Below are 15,524 nucleotides of genomic sequence, written 5' to 3'. Positions count from 1 at the left end.
GTATGACCCCAAGCAACCGACCGGACGAGACTGACGCGCCCGAAGCCGAGGTTGGGGAGCAGCAGGGAACCAAGCGCAAGCCGAAGGTCAAGAAGCGTGAGCTGAAGGCGAAGATTCGCGCCCTTGAGGCGGAGATCGCGGAGACCCGCGAGAACGTGCCGGATGAGCCGCTCTACGGCCTGACGCCACGCCTGGAGGCCGCCGTCATGCGGGCGCTGGAGCAGGAGCGCCTGCCCATCATCCCGCGCCTGATGCGCCCGCTCCACCCGGCGGACCAGGCCGACCTGATCGAGCGGCTGGCGCCGGAACAGCGGCTGACCTTGATCGCGGCGATGGGGGCGACCTTCGACGCCGACATCCTGGCCTATCTCGACGCCACGGTGCGCGACGAACTGGTCGGCACCCTGGGCGAGGAGGACCTGACCCGGTTCCTCTCGGCCCTGGACTCCGACGATGCCGTCGACCTGTTCGGCGAACTGGACGAAGAGGAGCAGGCCCGCATTCTGGCGGCCCTGCCCGCCAAGGACCGGATCTTCCTGGAGGAGGGGCTGAACTTCCCGGAGGATTCCGCCGGCCGCCTGATGCAGCGCGAGATGGTCGTGGTGCCGTCCCACTGGACGGTCGGCCAGACCATCGACTTCCTGCGCACCGTCCGCAACCTGCCGGACGACTTCTACGACATCTTCGTGGTCGATCCCGGCCATCGCCCGGTGGGCGAGCTGGCCCTGTCGCACCTGCTGCGCGCCAAGCGGCCGGTGCGGGTCTCCGACATCATGCGCAAGGACTTCCGCAAGGTCCGCGCCGAGATGGACCAGGAGGAGGTGGCGCTGCTGTTCCGCCAGTACGGCCTGGTCGCCGCCCCGGTGGTCAGCGAGGACGACCGGCTGCTCGGCGTGATCACCGTCGACGACGTGGTGGACGTGATCGACGAGGAGGCGGAGGAGGATCTGATGCGCCTCGCCGGTCTGGGCGAGAGCGATCTGTACGGCTCCCTGTGGGACACCACCAAGACCCGGTTCCCCTGGCTGGTGATGAACCTGCTGACCGCGATCGCCGCATCGCTGGTGATCGGCATGTTCGAGGCGACCATCGAGAAGGTGGTGGCCCTGGCGGTCCTGATGCCGATCGTCGCGTCCATGGGCGGCAATGCGGGCACCCAGACCCTGACGGTGGCGGTCCGCGCGCTGGCCATGCGCGACATCGACACCCGCAACGCCATGAAGTTCATCGCCAAGGAGACCCTGGTCGGCTCGCTGAACGGCATCGCCTTCGCGGTGCTGGTGGCCGGCGCGTCGATCGCCTGGTTCGGCGATTTCGAGATCGCCTGGATCATCGCCGTCGCCATGGTGCTGAATCTGGTGGTCGCGGGGCTCGCGGGAACGCTGATCCCGCTCGGCCTGCAGCGCTTCAAGATCGACCCGGCGGTGGCGAGCGGGGTGTTCCTCACCACCGTGACCGACGTGGTCGGGTTCTTCGCGTTTCTGGGGCTGGCGACGCTGTTCCTGCTTTAGGGACTGACCTTGTACCGTCATCCTGATGCAAATCGGGATGACGAAAAGTGCGGACGGGGATGAAGGTCGGTTGGGGCGCCGTAGGCCAGAGCCGTCCGGCGCCCCATACCAGTCAGCTCGTCAGCACCACGCGGCCGGTGATGCGGCCGGCCTTGAGGTCCTGCAGGGTGTCGTAGGCGGTCTCCAGCGGCCGGGTCTCCATCGGGATCGGCTTCACCTTGCCCGCCTTGACCAGTTCCATCAGCTCCTTCAGCTCGCCCAGCGAACCGACATAGGAGCCCATGATCGACAGCGCCCGCATCGGGATGGTCGGCAGGGAGATGGTCAGCTCGCCGCCATACAGGCCGACGATGACGTAGCGGCCGCCCTTGCGCACCGCGCCGATGCCGACGCTGGAGGTCGCCTCGCCGCCCACCGTGTCGACCACCGCCCGCAGCTCGCCGCCGGCGATCTTCTGCAGCTCGGCGATGGCGTTCTCCGCCGTCTTGGTGTTCAGCACCGCGTCGGCGCCCACACCTTTGGCGGCGTCCAGCTTCTCGTCGTCGATATCGACGGAGATGACGTTCTTCACGCCCATGCCCTTGGCGATGGCGACGGCCGACAGGCCGAGACCACCGGCGCCGAAGATCGCCAGCCACTCGCTGTCGAGCACCGGCATCGCCTTCTTCAGCGCCGAGTATACCGTGACGCCGGAGCAGGAATACGGGGTGGCGATGGTCGGATCGACGTCGCCGATATCGACCAGGTACTTCGGATGCGGCACCAGGCAGTGGGTGGCGTAGCCGCCGTCGCGGAAGATGCCGATGGAGCGCATGGTCGGGCAGTGGTTCTCCTGCTCCGCCTTGCAGGCCGAGCACTCGCCGCAGCCGAGCCACGGGTGGACCAGCATGGTCTTGCCGATCGGCGCGTCCTTGGCGTCCGGACCGGCGGCGATGACCTCGCCCAGGACCTCGTGGCCGAGGGTGACCGGCAGGCGCTGGCCGCGGGCCACGATGTCGAGCTTCTTGCCGCCGCCCAGGTCGAAATAGCCGTCGGAGATGTGGATGTCCGAATGGCACACACCGGCGCGGGTCACGCGGACTAGCACTTCGGTCCCGGTCGGTGTCGGATCCTCGCGCTCGACGGCCTCGAACGGCTTGCCGGGCTGAACCAGTTGGTAGCTGCGCATCGTCTTATCGCTCCCTTGGGGCTTTTTGGTGTGGAGGTCTTGAGAAGATCAACGGATCAGGCGGGTGGCGAACTCGGCCCCCAATCCGTTGGCCTCGTAATGCGCCTTGAACTTCTCCAGGCGTGTGAAGACGTCGTCATAGCCGGTCTGGTTGCCCTCGGCATCGACGAAAATCAGCGGTCCGAAATTATGGAACAGGCACTTCATGTGCCCGACCTCGGGGTCGACCACCAGGGTATGGGTCTCGCCCGCGGGCTCGAACAGGAAGGAGCCGGGCGTGGCGGTCCAGTCGTGCTCCAGATAGCCCCAGGCGCCTTCCAGGGTGTAGCCGGTGACCGGGGCCGGATGGCGGTGGCGGCTGACGATGCCCGGCTTGTCGGCCTTGATCAGCGTGACCCAGGAGCCCTGGACTGGGTTGAACAGCATCGGCCGGGCCAGGATCCCGTCGCCGATCGGCATCCAGACGCGCTCGTCGTCCTCGTCGGTGGTGAAGAACAGTTCCCGCGCCGCGTGCTCGGGCAGCGGGATCCGCTTCATGGTGTCGTCTTTATAGGCTTCCAGGCGCGTGATGGCGCTCGACATGGTTTCCTCCGAATCGGCATTGGCTGGGTGTTCTTCTGATTGCCTGAATTTAAGCCTATCCGCGGGGCGGGGCGCAAACCCCCGGATTGCCGCCGGATCTTCCGGAACCCCGAAAAGGAAATTAAGAATTTGCTAAGATATTCTCGTCTACCTTAGATTGATCGCGGGGTGATATACTTGACAAGCGAGGATGTCATGCGGGGATACCAGAAGCTTCCACGGATATCTCAGAGCAAATTGATTACAATTGTCTGCTTTTTGCTCGGCGCTTTCTGCTTCACAAGCGGATCGATAAATATCGATTTCTTGTATGTGGTGTTAAATTCGAGCGTATTTAAAATAATATTCGGGATTTACGTGTTCTCAGGCTGTTTCATGGTTCTCGTCTCGAACCTCTATCTGATCTTCAGTGGGCACGGGCTGGTTCCGGCCCGGGGAGACCTGCATAAAGCACCTGCCGTGGTGCAGATTTCCTACCGGTTTTTCTACCGGCCGCTGATCGCCTGGATCATGTTCCTGGCCGGCGGCGCGTTGGCGAACGCCCTTCTCTAGGCGTCAGCCCGGGCGGCACGCACCCGTTCGCGCCACCACACGTACAGGCCGCTGGCGACGATGACGGTCGCGCCGACCACGGTCCACAGGTCGGGCAGGTCGCCGAAGACAACGAAGCCGATCCCGGTGGCCCAGACCAGCAGGGTGTAGTTGAACGGCTGCAGCACGCTGGCGGGCGCGATCTCCAGCGCCTTGATGACCGTGGCGTGGCCGATCGATCCCAGCAGGCCCGCCAGCACCAGCAGGGCCCAGCCCTTGGCGTCCGGCCAGGTCCAGTCGAACGGGCCGAACAGGCTCATCGCCAGGAACCCGACCCAGCCCGTATAAAGCAGGATCGTCACCATGCCGTCGGTGCGCGACAGCAGTTTGGTCATCACCTGATAGACCGCGAACATGATCGCGCCCGCCAGGGGCAGCAGGGCCGCCACCTCGAAGACGGCAAGGCCCGGCCGCAGGATGACCAGCATGCCGATGAAGCCGATGCCGACGGCGGTCCAGCGCCGCACGCCGACCTGCTCGCCCAGCCAGAGGGCAGACAGGGCCGTGATCACCAGCGGGAAGACGGCGCCGATGGAATGGGACTCGGCGAGCTGCAGGTAGCGGAAGCCGAGGATGAAGCAGCCGATCTCCGCCACCAGCAGCAGCGCGCGGGCGGTCTGGAACACCGGCCGCGTCGTACGGAACTGCGGCAGGATTCCACCGCCGCGCCGCCAGGCGAGGACGGTGGCGAAGGCCGCGAAGAACGCGAAGCGGACCCAGAGGATCTGGGCCACGGAATACTCCATGGTCAGCGTCTTCGACACCGCGTCCATCCCGGCGAAGCCGAAATTTGCCAGCAGGATGAGCAGGATTCCGCGCGCGGCGGTGGACATGGGCACCCGGCTCACGGCGTCGTGACCTGTCGTTCGCGCCACCAGGCATAGAGACCGCTGGCGACGATCACCCCAGCGCCGATCAGGGTAATCCCGTCCGGCAGATGGCCGAATACCACCAGTCCGGCACCTGTCGCCCAGACCACCTGGAGATAGGTGAAGGGCTGCAACGTGCTGGCCGGCGCGCGGGAGAAGGCGACGATGATCAGCCGGTGCCCGATCGTGCCGGCCAGCGCCACGAATGCCAGCAGCAGACCTTCCTCCAGGCTCGGCATGCGCCAGTCGAAGGGCAAGGCGAAGGAGAAGACGGCGAGCCCGATCCAGGCCGTGCTCAACGCGATGCCGTCGCTGCGGTCGGTGCGGCTGAGCAGGCGGGTCAGCACCAGATAGAGGGCGTAGACCGCGCCTGCGAACAGCGCGACGAAGGCGGCGGGGTCGAACACGTCGGTGCCGGGGCGCACCACGATCAGCACGCCGACGAAGCCGATCGCCACCGCCGTCCAGCGGCGCGGCCCCACATGCTCGCCCAGGATCGGCACCGACAAGGCGGTGACGATCAGCGGGAAGGTGCACACCACCGTCGTCACCGTGGCGAGCGGCAGCAGGTTCAGGGCCAGCACCATGGCCGCCATGTTCACCGGCAGCAGCAGGGCGCGGACGATGTGCAGCAGCGGGCGGCGGGTGCGCAGGGCGCCCCGCAGCGAGCCGTTGCGCGCCGCATCGACCGTCGCCGTCACGGTGAAGGCGGCGAAGAAGCCCCAGACGATCTGCGCCGCGCCGAACCCGTCGGACAGCAGCTTCACCATGGTGTCCATGGCGGTGAACACGATCTGGGCGGCGACCATGCAGGCGATGGCCAGCGCCAGGGACTCGTGCAGCGGTTGCGGGGCGGGAATCGGGGGAGCGGACATCGGCACCTCGGGTTGCGGCGCTTCGCTATCACGCGGCCGGTCCTGGCGGTAGTGGTGATGGCGGTAGTGGTCTTGCGCCGGCCAGCGCCACCCGCGACAATCGCCGTCCAACCAAACAAGCGCCGCCCGGCCAAGAGGCGGCATATCCGGGATGGAGGAAGCGATGGCGGGACGGTGGGTGAACCGGCCTGAGGGCTCGAATTGGGGCGATTTCGGCCCGGACGATCAGCTGGGGCGGCTGAATCTTCTCACGCCCGAACGGGTCGTCGAGGCGGTGAAGGAGGTGAAGACCGGCAAGCGGTTCTGTCTCTCCCTGCCGCTGGACCTGCCGGGCGGCCGCGTGCTGAACCCGCGCCGGTTCCCGCCGCGCCTGTTCGCCACCGAGCGCAACAATCTCGCCAACTACAACTTCGCCATGGAGCAGGAGAACCCGGAGCTGACCGACGTCATCTGCGACGACGCGGCGCTGATCTGCCTGCAGTATTCCTCCCAGTGGGACAGCCTCACCCATGTCGGCTCGATGTTTGACGCCAACGGCGACGGGGTGCCCGAGGTCGTCTACTACAACGGCTGGAGCGGCCAGGAGCACAAGCTCGCCGGCGACCCGGACCACAAGGCCGACCCGCTGATGCGCTTCGAGGGCGTGCGGGCCAAGGCGCTGGGCATCGAGAACATGGCCGGCGCCTGCGTCCAGGGCCGCGGCGTGATGATCGACCTGCACCGCCATCTCGGCGACGAGCGCACGGTGGTCGACTTCCAGACCCTGTCGAAGATCATGGACGAGGACGGCGTGGTGGTGGAGGAGGGCGACATGGTCTGCCTGCACACCGGCTTCTCGCAGGGGATCATCGATATGCAGGGCAATCCGGATCCGGAGTTCATGCATAACGGCTGCCCGGCGCTCGACGGCGGCGACCCGGAGCTGCAGGAATGGGTGCGCGACAGCGGCCTGTCGGTGCTGATCGCCGACAACTACGCGGTCGAGCAGGCGCCCGGCAAGGACCGGCGCAACGGCCCGAAGAAGGTGATGCTGCCGCTGCACGAGCTCTGCCTGTTCAAGCTCGGCGTCCATCTGGGCGAGATCTGGTACCTGACGGAACTGGCGAACTGGCTGCACGAGAACGGGCGCAACCGCTTCCTGCTCACGGCCCCGCCGCTGAACCTGCCGGGCGCGGTCGGGTCGCCGGCAAACGCCATCGCCACCGTTTGACCACTGGAAGCCGCATGAGCCAGGACAGACCCGACGTCAGCACCCTGACGCCGCTGATTTCCCCACGTTCCATCGCTGTCATCGGCGCCTCCGACGATCCCAAGCGGATCGGCGGCCGGCCGCTCGGATACATGATCCGGGGCGGCTTCTCCGGCCCGATCTGGCCGGTGAACCCGAAGCGCGACACCGTGCAGGGGCTGCAGGCCTATGCCGATGTCGCCTCCCTACCGTCAGCGCCGGACGCGGCCATCGTCGCCGTGCCGGCGCCGGTGGTGGCCGACACCCTGGAGGCGCTGGCCGACAAGGGCTGCAAGGGCGCGGTGGTGTTCTCCTCCGGCTTCGCCGAGATGGGCGCCGACGGCGCGAAGCTGCAGGACCGGGTGCGCTCGGTGGCCCGGGCCGGCGGGATCCGGGTGCTGGGGCCGAACTGCCTCGGCATCTTCAACGCCCGCTGCAACTGGCTCGCCACCTTCTCCTCCTCGGTGGACCACCTGCTGCCGAAACCGGGCCCGGTTTCGATCGCCAGCCAGTCCGGCGCCTATGGCAGCCATGTCTTCCACCTGATGCGGCAGAAGGGGGTGGAGACCGGGATCTGGATCACCACCGGCAACGAGGCCGATGTGGACGTGGCCGACGCCATCGCCTATCTGGCCGCCGATGACGACACCAAGGTGATCGTCGCCTATGCGGAAGGCATCCGCGACGGCGACGCAACCCGCGCGGCCCTGGAGGCGGCGGCCAAGGCCGGCAAGCCGGTGATCTTCCAGAAGGTCGGACGCTCGGAGATCGGCGCGGCGGCCGCGGCGTCGCACACGGCGGCGCTGGCCGGCTCCGACCGGATCTACGACGCCCTGTTTGCCCAGTACGGCGTGATGCGGGTGGACACCACCGACCAGATGATCGACGCCGCCTATATCTGCTCGCGCGGCGCCTATCCCGACGGCAACGCCATCGGCCTGATGACGATCTCCGGCGGCGTCGGCGTGCAGATGGCGGATGCCGCCATCGACTACGGCCTCGACGTGAAGGAGATGCCGGCCGACACCCAGAAGGCGTTGAAGGAGCTGCTGCCCTTCGCCGCGGTCCGCAACCCGGTGGACATCACCGCCCAGGCGTTCAACGACCTGTCGCTGATCACCACCAACATGCGGATGATGCTGGACGAAGGCGGTTACGACGTGGTGGTGGCGTTCTTCACCATGATCGCCGCCTCGCGCTACATCGCCGACGACCTGATCAAGACCCTGCAGGAGACGCGCGAGCGGTTCCCGGACAAGTCGATCATTCTGTCCCTCATCGCCCCGCCGGAGATCGTCCGGCACTACGAGGAGGGCGGCTATCCGGTGTTCGAGGACCCGACCCGCGCCGTCGCCGCGGCGGCGGTGATCAGCCGCTTCGGCCGGTTCTTCGCCCGCAAGATAGAGGCGGCACCGCCCAGCGCACCGTCCGGCGCCAAGCCGGTGCCGTCCCGGCAGATCGGCGAGCACGAGGCCTCCGACCTGCTGGAGAGCTGGGGCGTGCCCTTCGTGGACCGGCGCCTGGTCACCAGCGCCCATGAGGCCGAGGAAGCGGTGAAGGCGTTGGGCGGCAAGGCGGTCCTGAAGATCGCCTCGGCCGATATCCTGCACAAGACCGAGGTCGGTGGTGTGGTGGTCGGGGTGACCGCGAGCAATGCTTCGGCGGCCTATGACGGACTGGTGACCCGCGTCGCCGAAGCCGCGCCCAAGGCGGAGGTCGACGGGGTTCTGGTCGCCGCCATGGCGCCGGAGGGCGTGGAGACGGTCATCGGCGTGCAGAACGACCCGACCTTCGGGCCGGTGGTGATGGTCGGCCTCGGCGGCATCCTTGTGGAAGTGCTGGAGGATGTGTCGTTCCGGCTCGCGCCCTTCGGTGTCGAGGAGGCCAAACGCATGATCGCCGAGCTGAAGGGCGCGAAGATCTATGGCGGGGTGCGCGGCGCGCCGCCGGCCGATGTGGATGCCCTGGCGGAACTGCTGTCGACGGTCTCGGTCTTCGCCGCCAGCGAGGGCGCGCGGATCGAAAGCGTCGACCTGAACCCGGTGCGGGTGCTACCAAAGGGCGAGGGATGCGTGGCGCTCGACGCCCTGATCGTTCCCCGCTGATCACGCCGGAATAGGGAGCGGCCTCCATGCGACCGCAGCGCTTCAAGACCCGCATCACCGAGCTGTTCGGCATCGACCATCCGATCGTCGCCGGGGGCCTGATGTGGCTGGCCGACGCGGCCTATGTGGCCGGGGTCGTGAACGCGGGCGGCATGGGTTACATCACCGCCAAGACCTTTCCCGGTCCGGGCGAGTTCGAGGCCGAGCTGGATAAGGCGAAGCGCCTCACCGGCGGCAAGCCGTTCGGCGTGAACCTCTACCTGTCGGTCCATACCGATCACAACAAGGACCTGCCGGCCCAACTCGAGATCGCCCTGGACAAAGGCGTGCGCCACTTCGAGACGGCGGGCCTGCCACCGGCCGATTTCGTGGAGCGGATCAAGGACGCCGGCGGCGTGGTGTTCCACAAGGTCGCCACCGTGAAGCACGCGGTCTCCGCCGCCTCCAAGCTGCCGGTCGACGCCATCGCCGTGGTCGGGGCCGAATGCGGCGGCCACCCGGGGCTGAACCTGGTCGGTTCCATCGTGCAGGCGCCGCTGGCGGTTCAACGGGTCGACAAGCCGATCCTGATCGGCGGCGGCATCGGCACCGGCGCTCAGGTCGCGGCGGTGCTTGCCATGGGCGCGGATGCGGCGCTGATCGGCACCCGCTTCCTGGTGGCCAGCGAGATCTGGAGCCACGACGCCATCAAGCAGCGGGTGATCGACGCCCAGGAGACCGACACCGCCCTGGTGCTCGCCTCCATGCGCAACACCTTCCGCGGCATCGACAACGCCACCACCCGCGCCATCGCCGAGCTGGAACGCCAGGGCGTGACCGAGTTCGAGGCGTATCGACCCTATGTAATGGGGCTGGCCCAGAAGCAGGCCTATACCGAGGGCGACCCGGAGAAGGGCATCCTGTCCATGGGCCAGGCCTGCGTCTTTGCCGACAGGATCGAGCCGGTGGAGGCGATCATGGACCGTCTGATCGACGACGCGGTCGCGGCGGCCGGCCGGATGGGTGCGATCTCCGTCGGCGGAGCGGCCGCGGCGGCGGAGTGAGCGGCGAACCCGTCCTCTATTTCATCACCCATCCGGACGTGGTGATCGACCCGGCGGTGCCGATCACCGATTGGCCGCTGTCCGATCGCGGCCGCGTCCGGATCGCGGCGCTGGCCTCGACGCCCTGGCTCTGGAGCCTGTCGGCGATCTATTGCAGCACCGAGCGCAAGGCGCGGGACGGGGCGGCCCTTCTCTGCGGCCTCCGCGGTCTGACCCCGATCGAGCGGACCGACCTGGGCGAGAACGATCGGTCGTCGACCGGCTATCTGCCGCCGGCGGAGTTTCAGGCGACGGCCGATGCCTTCTTCGCCGAGCCCGAGAGCAGCATCCGCGGCTGGGCCCGGGCCGTGGACGAACAGGCCCGGATCGTCGCCGCCCTGGAGGCGGTGATGGCGCAGGCGTCCGGGAGTGTCGCCGTGGTCAGTCACGGGGCCGTGGGGGCTCTGGCTCTGGCACACTATCTCGGCCAGCCGATCTCCCGCGCGCTGGACCAGCCGGGAGCGTCCGGCGGCCACTTCTTTGCCCTCTCGATCGCACAGCGCAGCGTGCTCCACGGCTGGCGGCCGGTCGATCCGTCCTGATTCCGGATGGGCCTGGCGGCTTGATCCTGATGCAAATCAGGATCAAGCCGTTTGCCTGGTTCTCGATGAGTGTTATAAATGTACCAAGATAACATATCGAGATATCCCGATGCCGACCTCAAAAACTGTGGACCGCGTGCAGACCGGTGTGCGCATCGAGCGGCGGCTGCTGAAGGTGATGAAGGGCGTGGCCGAGCTGCACGACATCAGCCTCGGCGATCTGATCGAAGGGGTGATGCTCCACGCCTTCGAGGGCAGGCAGCCGTTCGGCGAGGAGACGCTGAAACGGGCCGCCCAGCTCCGCGAGGTCTACGGGCTCGACCTGACCGCTGCCGACAGCCACAAACTCAAGGAGGCGTGAGATGACCGACGACGCCTTTGTCGGCTCCTTCGAGGCGCTGACGCTCCCGCCGTCGGAATTCCGTCATGCCGCCCATGTGCGGCTCGCCTGGATCTACCTGAAGCGGATGTCCCTGCCGGAGGCCATGACCCGGTATTCGATGAGCCTGCGGGCCTTCGCCGGCCATGTGGGCAAGCCGGGGCTGTTCCACGAGACCATTACCTACGCGTTCCTGATGGTGATCAACGAACGCATCGCCGACGGACCGGACGGGGAAAGCTGGGAGGCGTTTCAAGCACGCAACCCGGATGTGATGGCGGGGGTGAAGGGCGCGCTGGGCCGATACTACACCGACGAGCGCCTCGGCAGTGATCGTGCCCGGGCGCGCTTCGTCATGCCGGATCGGCTGGCGGGGTGAGGGGCCTCAGTAACAGGGCTCGGTCCCGGTCCTGCCCCGGATCAAGTCCGGGTCAGACTGGGATGACGAGATTTTTTACTACAACCACCGTCATCCCGGCTTGTCCCCGGACTTGATCCGGGGCAAGGCCGGGACCTTGAGATAAAAGAGGACAATGGCGAAGACCCTCACGTCCCCGCCAGAATCCCCTCGATCTTCTGCTGCACGCTGAACGCATCGTCCAGCGTGGCGAGCTTCGACGGGCGGCCGCTGAGCAGGTCGTCCAGGGAGCCGAGCTGGGCGCCCAGGCTGATCTTGCGCGGGTCCGCCGGCGGGTCGAGGATCTCCTTCCACGCGCCGCCGTCCGACTGGAACAGCCGGTAGAACTCGGCGACCAGGAAGCCGGTCTTCTCGAAGTTGAGATAGACCTCCTGGCGGTCCGGCTGCACGCCGCCGACCGAGCCGAGGATCGACACCGGCACGCCGGCCTCATTCTCCAGCCGGGCCAGGACCTGGGTCTCGCACAGGGCCGGGTCGGTCGGGTAGGACGGCTTGGCCCAGACCAGCTTCGTGCGGCCGAGGATGCGCTCCGACAGGAAGACGAAGTGGGAGATCACCTCGCGGGTGTAGCCGCCCTCGCCCTTGAAGCGCAGCCAGTCGGCATCGACCTGCCAGGCGCGCGGCCAGGCCGGGTAGGTGACGAGGATGTTGATGTTGCTCAGCGCGCCGGTCGCGCCCGAGGCGATGGCGTCCTGCACGGTGGCGAGCGCCTTGCCGGCTGCCTGGGTGAAGTTGACGGCGGCGGGCACGCCGGACGCCTTCAGCTTCTCCACCAGATCGCGGCTCTCCTCGATATCGACGCCCAGCGGCTTCTCCAGGAACACCGCCTTGCCGGCGGCGGCGGCCTCCAGGGCGTAGGCCTTGCGCGGCACCGGCGGGCAGGCGAGGTAGACCACGTCGGCGGCGGCGATAGCGGCCTGTGCATTGTCGACGATCGGCACGCCCGGCGCTTCCTCGGCAGCCTTCCTGCAGGCGGTTTCGGACGGGTCCCACAGGGCGACCGGTTCGAAGGCCGGGTGCTCCAGGATACGGCCGAGCAGCCGACGGCCCATGATGCCGAGGCCGATGATCGCGATCTTATGGGCCATGGCAGGCTCCCCTTCTGTGTTCGTCTTCCTGGCCTTGCGCCGGGATCCAGCCGTCCGCCGGCTGGACTGTTAGGTTCATGTCCTGGGACGTTCCGGCTGCCCCGCCCTAGGTCCCGGCTCAGGGCCGGGAAGACGGTGAAGGGGAACGTCGACTGATCAAGACCCCGCCGATCAATACCCCAGCGCGCAGCCGTCCTTGCGGGGGTCGGAGCCGGCGACGAGAACGCCGTTCTTCTCGTCGATCAGAACCGCCTGGCCGCCGCCGATCGGCTTCGGCATGCGGGTCAGGCTGTGGCCCTTCTTCTCCAGCGCCGCATAGGTCTCCGGCGCGAAGGTGCTCTCGACCTGCAGGGTGCCCTCGGTGGCGAAGCTGCGGCTGTCGTCCAGCGCTTCCTGCGGGTCCATACCGCGCATCAGCAGGTTCGACAGGAAGGTGGCGTGGCCGGTCGACTGGTACTGGCCGCCCATGACGCCGAACGGGGCGACGGCGCGGCCGTCCTTCACCAGCATGCCGGGGATGATCGTGTGCATCGGCCGCTTGTTCGGCGCGATGGCGTTCGGGTGGCCTTCCACGAGGTGGAACGACTTGCCGCGGTTGTGCAGCATGACGCCGGTGTTCTCGCTCATGATGCAGCTTCCGAAATCGGAGAAGATCGAGTTGATGAAGCTGATCGCGGTGCCGTCCTTGTCGACGCAGGACAGGTAGATCGTGTCCTTGTGGACCGGGAAGTCGCTCGGCTCGAAGGCGCCGGCCTTGTTCGGGTCGATCATCGCGTCCAGCGCCGAGATGTGGGCGTCGGACAGCAGCCAGTCCACCGGCACGTCGACCTGGCGCGGATCGGCGACGTAGCGGTCGCGCTGGGCATAGGCGAGCTTGGTGGCCTCGGCGATCAGGTGCACCCGGTCGGCCTGGCTCAGGCTGGCGACGTCGTGGCGGTCGAGGATCGACAGGATCATCAGCGCGCAGACGCCCTGGCCGTTCGGCGGGCATTCGAAGACGTCATGGCCGGCGAACTTGGCCGTGATCGGCTCCACCCATTCCGGGGCGGCGTTGGCGAAGTCTTCGAGGCTGTGCAGGCCGCCCAGCTTGTTCAGGCTGGCGACCATGTCTTCGGCGACCGCGCCGGTATAGAAGCCGTCGCGGCCCTTCTCGGCGAGGATCTTGAAGGTGGCGGCGAGCTTCGGCTGGCTGTGGCGGGTGCCGATGGCCGGGGCCTTGCCGTTCGGCAGCATGGCCGCCTTGGCCGCCGGATTCTTCGACAGCTTCTCCACCGCGTCGGCCCAGTCGCTGCCGACGCGGGAGCTCACCGGATAACCCTCTTCGGCGTATTTGATCGCCGGCTGCAGCAGCTCGCCCAGGGACTTGCTGCCGAAGCGCTCCAGCAGGGCGGTCCAGGCGCCGATCGCGCCCGGCACGGTGACCGTATGCGGGTCGTTCGAGGCGCCCAGTTCGGTGATGCCCTTTTCCTGGAACCAGGAGAGCTCGGCCTTGCCCGGCGCGCGGCCGGAGCCGTTCATGGCGACGATGTCGCCGCTGCCCTTGGGGGCGACCAGGGCGAAGCAGTCGCCGCCGATGCCGGTCATGTGCGGCTCGACCACGCAGAGCACGGCGCAGGCCGCGACGGCGGCGTCCACGGCGGTGCCGCCGGATTTCAGAACGTCGAGGCCGACCTGGCTCGCCAGCGGGTGGGAGGTGGCGATGGCGGCGTTGGGTGCGTACACCGGGGAACGGCCGGGAAGGTGCAGGTCGCGCATGATGGGTTGTTTCCTCGCTTCGTTCGATTTGCAGCGGTTTAGCCGGTGTATACAAACTCGGCAAGCTGCGTGGACGCCTGGGAGCGCGGAACCTATAGTCCCGCCGACAAATACGGACGTACAGAAAAGCAACCGTGCCGATCAGGCATGACGATCAAGGGAGACCGCCGTGGCGCTCGATCAGGAGACCCTCAACCAGTTTACGGACACCGTCCGCCGCTACGTGACCGAGCGCCTGATTCCGCTGGAGGAACAGGTCAGCCGCGAGGACGCGATCCCCGAGGAAGTGTCTCAGGAAATGGCGGAGATGGGCCTCTACGGCCTCTCGATTCCGGAGGAGTACGGCGGGCTCGGCCTGTCCATGTCGGAGGAGGTGGTGATCGGCAACGAGCTGGGGCACACGGCACCCTGTTTTCGGTCGCTGATCGGCACGAATGTCGGCATCGGCAGCCAGGCCATCGTGATGGACGGCACCGAGGATCAGAAGCGCGACTACCTGCCGCGTCTGGCCTCCGGCGAACTGGTGGGATCGTTCTGCCTGACCGAGCCCGACAGCGGCTCCGACGCCGCCTCGGTGCGGACCTCCGCGAAGAAGGACGGCAACGGCTACGTCCTCAACGGCACCAAGCGGTTCATCACCAACTCGACCAAGGCCGGCGTCTTCACCGTCATGGCGCGCACCGACCCGGACAACAAAGGGGCGGGCGGCATCTCCGCCTTTCTGGTCGACGCCAGGTCGCCCGGCATCTCCACCGGCAAGCCGTACAAGAAGATGGGCCAGCAGGGCACCCATGTGGCCGACGTGATCTTCGAGGACGTGAAGGTCCCGGCCGACGCGATCATCGGCGGGGTCGAGGGCCAGGGCTTCAAGACCGCGATGAAGGTGCTGGACCGGGGTCGGCTGCACCTGTCCTCGGTGTGCATCGGCATGGCCGACCGGCTGATCAACGAGTGTCTGGGCTACGCCACCGAGCGCAAGCAGTTCGGTCAGCTGCTCTCCGACTTCCAGCTCATCCAGGCGATGCTGGCCGACAGCAAGACCGAGGCCTATGCCGCCGAGGCGATGGTCAAGGACGCGGCCGCCAAGTTCGACGCCGGCGAGAACACGGCCATGGTCGCCGCCTGCGCCAAGTATTACGCCTCGGAGATGGTCGGCCGGGTGGCGGACCGGGCGGTGCAGATCCATGGCGGTGCGGGCTACATCAACGAATACGCGGTCGAGCGCTTCTACCGCGACGTTCGGCTGTTCCGGATCTACGAGGGCACCTCGCAGATCCAGCAGATCGTGATCGCCCGCAACATGCTGCGGGCCCACGCGGCCTCCCGCTGAC

The 15,524-nt window shown here is 67.3% G+C and carries 15 protein-coding genes; 9 read left to right on the top strand and 6 right to left on the bottom strand.

Features of this window, described 5'->3' with window-relative positions; translation table 11 throughout:
* Positions 1 to 2: 2 nt before the first annotated feature.
* Positions 3 to 1,511 (top strand): magnesium transporter, encoded by a 1,509-nt coding sequence (mgtE, locus tag BLS34_RS19515; protein ID WP_093153017.1) that lies wholly within the window; start codon positions 3 to 5, stop codon positions 1,509 to 1,511.
* 112 nt (positions 1,512 to 1,623) lie between these two features.
* Here the strand turns inward: mgtE and BLS34_RS19510 are convergent, their stop codons facing one another.
* A complete protein-coding gene (locus BLS34_RS19510; RefSeq protein WP_093153014.1) occupies positions 1,624 to 2,679 on the bottom strand; it encodes an alcohol dehydrogenase in 1,056 nt (351 codons plus the stop codon).
* Between the two features lie 48 nt (positions 2,680 to 2,727).
* Entirely contained in the window at positions 2,728 to 3,261 is a 534-nt protein-coding gene (locus BLS34_RS19505; RefSeq protein ID WP_038015129.1) for a 2,4'-dihydroxyacetophenone dioxygenase family protein, read from the bottom strand.
* Positions 3,262 to 3,636: 375 nt separating this feature from the next.
* Here BLS34_RS19505 and BLS34_RS25970 point away from each other — a divergent pair, with 375 nt between their 5' ends.
* Positions 3,637 to 3,813: a hypothetical protein gene (locus tag BLS34_RS25970; RefSeq protein ID WP_156907355.1), complete on the top strand. Its 177-nt coding sequence runs from the start codon at positions 3,637 to 3,639 to the stop codon at positions 3,811 to 3,813.
* Here the strand turns inward: BLS34_RS25970 and BLS34_RS19495 are convergent.
* Entirely contained in the window at positions 3,810 to 4,685 is an 876-nt protein-coding gene (locus tag BLS34_RS19495; RefSeq protein WP_028795072.1) for a DMT family transporter, read from the bottom strand. The two genes, BLS34_RS25970 and BLS34_RS19495, sit on opposite strands and share 4 nt — an antisense overlap.
* 11 nt (positions 4,686 to 4,696) lie before the next feature.
* Complete coding sequence (locus tag BLS34_RS19490; protein ID WP_051244914.1) at positions 4,697 to 5,596, bottom strand: DMT family transporter; 900 nt, start codon at positions 5,594 to 5,596, stop codon at positions 4,697 to 4,699.
* Between the two features lie 163 nt (positions 5,597 to 5,759).
* Here BLS34_RS19490 and BLS34_RS19485 point away from each other — a divergent pair, with 163 nt between their 5' ends.
* From BLS34_RS19485 to BLS34_RS19460, 6 genes are all read left to right on the top strand, one after another.
* On the top strand, positions 5,760 to 6,806 hold the full coding sequence (locus BLS34_RS19485) for a cyclase family protein (RefSeq protein WP_093153009.1): 1,047 nt from the start codon (positions 5,760 to 5,762) through the stop codon (positions 6,804 to 6,806).
* 14 nt (positions 6,807 to 6,820) lie between these two features.
* Entirely contained in the window at positions 6,821 to 8,929 is a 2,109-nt protein-coding gene (locus BLS34_RS19480; RefSeq protein ID WP_093153006.1) for an acetate--CoA ligase family protein, read from the top strand.
* Positions 8,930 to 8,955: 26 nt separating this feature from the next.
* A complete protein-coding gene (locus BLS34_RS19475) occupies positions 8,956 to 9,972 on the top strand; it encodes an NAD(P)H-dependent flavin oxidoreductase (protein ID WP_093153004.1) in 1,017 nt (338 codons plus the stop codon).
* On the top strand, positions 9,969 to 10,553 hold the full coding sequence (locus BLS34_RS19470; RefSeq protein ID WP_093153001.1) for a histidine phosphatase family protein: 585 nt from the start codon (positions 9,969 to 9,971) through the stop codon (positions 10,551 to 10,553). Before BLS34_RS19475 ends, BLS34_RS19470 begins: the two co-directional genes overlap by 4 nt.
* 109 nt (positions 10,554 to 10,662) lie before the next feature.
* Positions 10,663 to 10,914 carry a hypothetical protein gene (locus BLS34_RS19465; protein ID WP_093152997.1) on the top strand — a complete coding sequence of 84 codons (252 nt, stop codon included), beginning with the start codon at positions 10,663 to 10,665 and terminating at the stop codon, positions 10,912 to 10,914.
* Between the two features lies 1 nt (position 10,915).
* Entirely contained in the window at positions 10,916 to 11,311 is a 396-nt protein-coding gene (locus BLS34_RS19460; protein ID WP_093152994.1) for a hypothetical protein, read from the top strand.
* A gap of 167 nt (positions 11,312 to 11,478) precedes the next feature.
* Here the strand turns inward: BLS34_RS19460 and BLS34_RS19455 are convergent, their stop codons facing one another.
* Together BLS34_RS19455 and ggt are read right to left on the bottom strand one after the other, a co-directional pair.
* On the bottom strand, positions 11,479 to 12,438 hold the full coding sequence (locus BLS34_RS19455) for a Gfo/Idh/MocA family protein (protein WP_093152991.1): 960 nt from the start codon (positions 12,436 to 12,438) through the stop codon (positions 11,479 to 11,481).
* Between the two features lie 171 nt (positions 12,439 to 12,609).
* Positions 12,610 to 14,193: a gamma-glutamyltransferase gene (ggt, locus tag BLS34_RS19450; protein WP_093152989.1), complete on the bottom strand. Its 1,584-nt coding sequence runs from the start codon at positions 14,191 to 14,193 to the stop codon at positions 12,610 to 12,612.
* Positions 14,194 to 14,362: 169 nt separating this feature from the next.
* Here ggt and BLS34_RS19445 point away from each other — a divergent pair, with 169 nt between their 5' ends.
* Positions 14,363 to 15,523 carry an acyl-CoA dehydrogenase family protein gene (locus BLS34_RS19445; RefSeq protein ID WP_093152986.1) on the top strand — a complete coding sequence of 387 codons (1,161 nt, stop codon included), beginning with the start codon at positions 14,363 to 14,365 and terminating at the stop codon, positions 15,521 to 15,523.
* The last annotated feature ends 1 nt before the right edge of the window (position 15,524 follow it).

Source organism: Thalassobaculum litoreum DSM 18839, assembly GCF_900102465.1.
Taxonomy (GTDB): Bacteria; Pseudomonadota; Alphaproteobacteria; order Thalassobaculales; family Thalassobaculaceae; genus Thalassobaculum; species Thalassobaculum litoreum.
The sequence above is the reverse complement of the archived record's forward strand: the minus strand, read 5'-3'. Positions and strand labels throughout refer to the sequence as shown.

Coding starts and splice junctions, on each gene's coding strand:
- BLS34_RS19480 (WP_093153006.1), top strand. CDS start 6,821: ATGAGCCAGGACAGACCCGACGTCAGCACCCTGACGCCGCTGATTTCC.
- BLS34_RS19495 (WP_028795072.1), bottom strand. CDS start 4,685: ATGTCCACCGCCGCGCGCGGAATCCTGCTCATCCTGCTGGCAAATTTC.
- BLS34_RS25970 (WP_156907355.1), top strand. CDS start 3,637: ATGGTTCTCGTCTCGAACCTCTATCTGATCTTCAGTGGGCACGGGCTG.
- mgtE (WP_093153017.1), top strand. CDS start 3: ATGACCCCAAGCAACCGACCGGACGAGACTGACGCGCCCGAAGCCGAG.
- ggt (WP_093152989.1), bottom strand. CDS start 14,193: ATGCGCGACCTGCACCTTCCCGGCCGTTCCCCGGTGTACGCACCCAAC.
- BLS34_RS19505 (WP_038015129.1), bottom strand. CDS start 3,261: ATGTCGAGCGCCATCACGCGCCTGGAAGCCTATAAAGACGACACCATG.
- BLS34_RS19460 (WP_093152994.1), top strand. CDS start 10,916: ATGACCGACGACGCCTTTGTCGGCTCCTTCGAGGCGCTGACGCTCCCG.
- BLS34_RS19490 (WP_051244914.1), bottom strand. CDS start 5,596: ATGTCCGCTCCCCCGATTCCCGCCCCGCAACCGCTGCACGAGTCCCTG.
- BLS34_RS19455 (WP_093152991.1), bottom strand. CDS start 12,438: ATGGCCCATAAGATCGCGATCATCGGCCTCGGCATCATGGGCCGTCGG.
- BLS34_RS19510 (WP_093153014.1), bottom strand. CDS start 2,679: ATGCGCAGCTACCAACTGGTTCAGCCCGGCAAGCCGTTCGAGGCCGTC.
- BLS34_RS19475 (WP_093153004.1), top strand. CDS start 8,956: ATGCGACCGCAGCGCTTCAAGACCCGCATCACCGAGCTGTTCGGCATC.
- BLS34_RS19465 (WP_093152997.1), top strand. CDS start 10,663: ATGCCGACCTCAAAAACTGTGGACCGCGTGCAGACCGGTGTGCGCATC.
- BLS34_RS19485 (WP_093153009.1), top strand. CDS start 5,760: ATGGCGGGACGGTGGGTGAACCGGCCTGAGGGCTCGAATTGGGGCGAT.